Origin of the sequence: Hyalangium sp., from assembly GCF_035629615.1 — a bacterium.
Lineage (GTDB): Bacteria > Myxococcota > Myxococcia > Myxococcales > Myxococcaceae > Hyalangium.
The window spans coordinates 1-3704 of sequence record NZ_DASPHO010000339.1 but is presented as its reverse complement, the minus strand read 5'-3'; the positions used below and the strand labels follow the sequence as shown (position 1 = coordinate 3704).

Below are 3704 nucleotides of genomic sequence, written 5' to 3'. Positions count from 1 at the left end.
GGGGCCGCCGTGGGGGCAGGGGCTATGGCTACGTTCGGGGCCGTCTTGCCATTCTTGCCGGGGGTAGCGGGGGCCGGGGCGGGGGCCTCTAGCAGCGTCTTGCTGAAGATGGGGCGCCCGGCGCCGTTGTTGCGTTCGAAGATCTCCCGCCAGCTCGGATCCACGCTGGAGGGATCCTGGAGGTAGCGGGCGTAGAGCCCTTCGATGAAGTCAATGTTGGCGCCAGAGAGGTACGTGTCCTGAAAGTTCGGCATGGCGGGAGTCTTTTACTGGAAGGGGGGCCCGATGGGGCGTTTTCACCATAAATTGGTGGATCTTCCGGGACTTCTGGCGGTGGGGAGGGGGGCCATCCAGCAGCAGGAGTCATGCGCCACGTGAGTGGAACTTCACGCCCAGGGGCCTGCTCTGGACCCGGCGGACCCGCCTGTTACGCACTGCGGCGTCTCGTGTTTCACGCCCCACCTTCCGTCAGGAGTGGTAAACCGCCCGGCCTGCTCTTCTTCTCGCGAAAGGCTCCCCATGCTGTTGCAGGGCAAGAAGATCCTGATCACGGGGGTGCTGACCCCCCAGTCCCTCGCGTTTGGCATCGCCGAGCATGCGCTTGCCCAAGGGGCGGAGATCCTTCTCACGGGCTTTGGCCGGGCCCGCTCGCTCACCGAGCGGAGCGCCAAGCGGCTCAAGGCCGGGACGGAGGTGCTTGAGCTGGACGTGACGAAGCCCGAGCACTTCGCGGCGCTCACGGAGTCCCTGCGCCAGAGGTGGGGGCGGGTGGACGGCGCCGTGCACGCCGTGGCCTTCGCCCCGGAGGATGCGCTGGGCGGCAACTTCCTCAACACCCCCTGGGAGAGCGTCCAGACGGCGTTCCGCGTCTCCACCTTCTCCCTCAAGGAACTCGCCGTGGCGGTGGCCCCGCTGATGACGGGCGGTGGCTCCATCGTCGCGCTGGACTTCGACAACCGCGTCGCCTGGCCCATCTACGACTGGATGGGGGTGTGCAAAGCGGCGCTCGAGTCCACCGTTCGCTACCTCGCCCGCGATCTCGGCCCCAAGGGGATCCGCGTCAATTCCCTGGCCGCCGGGCCCCTGGCGACCATCGCCGCCAAGGGAATCCCCGGATTCAAGGCGCTGGAGCAGGGGTGGGGGAAGCAGGCCCCGCTAGGCTGGAGTTCCCGGGACAGCCATGACGCCGTGGCCCGGACGGCCTGTGCCCTGCTGTCGGACTGGCTACCGTCGACAACGGGGGAACTGGTTCACGTGGATGGGGGTTACCACGCGATTGGCGCGCCCCCTGTGGATACGCGCGCCGAGCAGTCAGAGGGAGAGGCCCCGCCCGCGGGCGATTAGCCCAGGGGAGTGTGAGCCTGTCCGCCAACCGCCCGACCGCGGAAGAACGGACTGGCCACCTTTCTCCAGACGGAGCGGACACGCTAAAGTCTTACCGTTTGTTGCAGGGGCCGCCAGTGGCCCCCGCGTGAGGAGCCGTGGGTGTGAGCGACAACATCCTGGTGGTGGATGACAGCCCGACTGTCCGCAACATCATCAAGATCTACTTGATGAATCTCCGGCTCAGCATTCTCGAAGCCGAGGATGCGACTCGGGCCTTGCAACTCTTGAGGCTGGTGCCGGTGAGCGTGGTGATTGCGGACATCAACATGCCGGGCATGGACGGCATCACCTTCGTCAAGGAGCTCCGGGCCAGCAAGGAGACCCAGCTGAGAGGTATCCCCGTGATTCTGCTCACCGCGGAGAAGGGCGGGGATCTGCGGCAGCGGGGCGCGGAGGCAGGGGCCAATGCCTTCATCCAGAAGCCCGTGTCCCATGCAGATCTGACCGAGACCGTCCGCCAGTTCCTGCCGCTTGCCGCCCCGTGAGCCTCCCGTCCCTCCTCCTCGTTGACGACAGCGACGCCATCCTCGCTCTCGAGAAGGCGATCCTCTCGGGTCATTACTCGCTGCACACCGCGAGCAATGGCCGGGAGGCGCTCGAGAAGCTGGAGCGGCTGCAGCCAGCCGCCGTGCTGCTGGACCTGTCGATGCCGGAGATGGACGGGGACGAAGTGCTCCAGAAGATGAAGGCGGACAAGGAGCGGATGGCCCTCATCCCCGTCATCATCATCTCCTCGGAGAAGTCTCGCGCGGAGTCCTGCCTGGAGATGGGGGCCGAGGCCTTCCTGGCCAAGCCCTTCCGGGCCGAGGATCTGCTCTCCACGGTGGCCACCACACTGGAGAACTCCCGGCGCCGTGAGCGTGTCGGCTCCATGCTGGTGCTGCGGATGTCCGCGGGGGAGCAGGAGTTCGCCCTGCCGCTGGACTCGGTGCGCGAGGTCCTCCTGCAGCCGGCGCTGAGGCCGCTGCCCGGCGGGCCTCCCTTCCTGTGCACGTACGTGGAGCTTCGCGGTGCGGCGGTGTGCGTGCTGGATGTGGCGCGCCGGCTGGGCCAGGAGCACCGCGTCTCGCTGCGCGAGCGGATGCTCGTCATCATCCAGGTGGAGGACATGCCACTGGCGCTCTGCGTGGATCGGGTGCAGGACCCGGAGGAGTTCTCCGCGACGGACATTGACCGGAACGTGGGCGGCGCCGAGCACGGGCTCCTCCGAGAGGGGCTCATGGGCATGCTGCACGTCGCTGGTGGAGGGGCCCTGCCCCTGCTGGATCCCAAGGTATTCCTCTCCCGCGGACTGCTGCGGGAGCTGCCTGAGCTGCTGCGGCAGGGGGGTGTGAGGCTGGACGCATGACGGGGGGAGTCGATTTGCTGCTGTTCGCCCGGGCGCGGCAGATGATCGCTGATCGCACGGGCTTCCGCGATGACGCCATCGCTCCAGAGTCCCTGGAGCGTGTGGTGCGCGCGGAGCTTGGGCGGGGCCGCGCCATGTCCGAGCTGCTCGCGGATCTGGATCGCCCGGAGAGTGAGTTTGCCCAGATCGTCATCCGGGCCTCGCTCGTGGGCGAGACGTACTTCTTCCGCCACCCGGAGCACTTTCGCTTCATCTCCCGGGAAGGCGTTCCCCGTGCGCTGCGCGCGGGCGCGACACGCCTGCGGGGCTGGAGCGCCGGCTGCGCCACCGGAGAGGAGGCGTACTCGCTGGCGGCCTGCCTGCTGGCCTCCGCGCCCACGGGGCTCGCCATCGAGGTGGTGGGAACGGATCTGAACGAGGGGAGCCTGGCCGCAGCGCGGCGTGCCACCTACGGCGCCTGGTCCCGCCGGGAGTCCGGGCCGCACCTGTTTCCGCTCTACCGTCCGCTCGAGGAGAAGCAGGTCGCCATCTTCGACAGCGTGCGCAACGTCACGACCTTCATCGTGGCCAACCTGATGTCGCCCTTGGATGCGGTGCTCGGCCAGTTCCACTTCATCCTCTGCCGCAACGTCCTCACGTACTTCTCCGCCTCCGCTCGCGAGCAGGTGATCAACAACCTCTTCCGCTCGCTGGCGCCGGGGGGCTACCTCTTCCTGGGCACGGTGGAGGTGGATCGTGCCCCCGATGGGATGGTGCGCGTGGGGCCTCCCGAGCTGCAGGCCTTCCACCGCCCGCTGCACCCCGAGCTGGTGCCCTCCGCGACGCAGCGTCCGCCGTCGCGCTCGGGCCTGCCCGCCATTACGCCGGTCCCCCTGCCTCCCGGGGCCCTGTCGGGTCAGCGTCCGCCGTCGCGCACGGGGCTGCCGGTGATGACCCCCGTTCCCCTGCCTCCGGGAGCCCAGCCACCCTC

Annotated in this window: 5 protein-coding genes; 4 read left to right on the top strand and 1 reads right to left on the bottom strand. The window is 68.4% G+C overall.

What is annotated here, in order from left to right:
- On the bottom strand, positions 1–254 hold a 254-nt coding region (locus VD972_RS17175), incomplete at its 3' end, for a 2-oxoglutarate dehydrogenase E1 subunit family protein (protein WP_324988355.1).
- Between the two features lie 265 nt (positions 255–519).
- On the opposite strand from VD972_RS17175, the gene fabI reads away from it, so the two are divergent.
- The 4 genes from fabI to VD972_RS17155 all read left to right on the top strand — a co-directional run.
- Complete coding sequence (gene fabI, locus VD972_RS17170) at positions 520–1344, top strand: enoyl-ACP reductase FabI (RefSeq protein WP_324988353.1); 825 nt, start codon at positions 520–522, stop codon at positions 1342–1344.
- Between the two features lie 143 nt (positions 1345–1487).
- Positions 1488–1871, top strand: a complete 384-nt coding sequence (locus VD972_RS17165) for a response regulator (protein WP_324988351.1) — start codon at positions 1488–1490, stop codon at positions 1869–1871.
- Positions 1868–2734 (top strand): response regulator, encoded by an 867-nt coding sequence (locus VD972_RS17160; RefSeq protein ID WP_324988349.1) that lies wholly within the window; start codon positions 1868–1870, stop codon positions 2732–2734. The genes VD972_RS17165 and VD972_RS17160 overlap by 4 nt, the downstream gene beginning before the upstream one ends.
- Positions 2731–3704 (top strand): CheR family methyltransferase (locus tag VD972_RS17155; protein ID WP_324988347.1); only part of this gene is annotated, 974 nt, incomplete at its 3' end. The genes VD972_RS17160 and VD972_RS17155, both read left to right, overlap by 4 nt.

Coding starts and splice junctions, on each gene's coding strand:
- fabI (WP_324988353.1), top strand. CDS start 520: ATGCTGTTGCAGGGCAAGAAGATCCTGATCACGGGGGTGCTGACCCCC.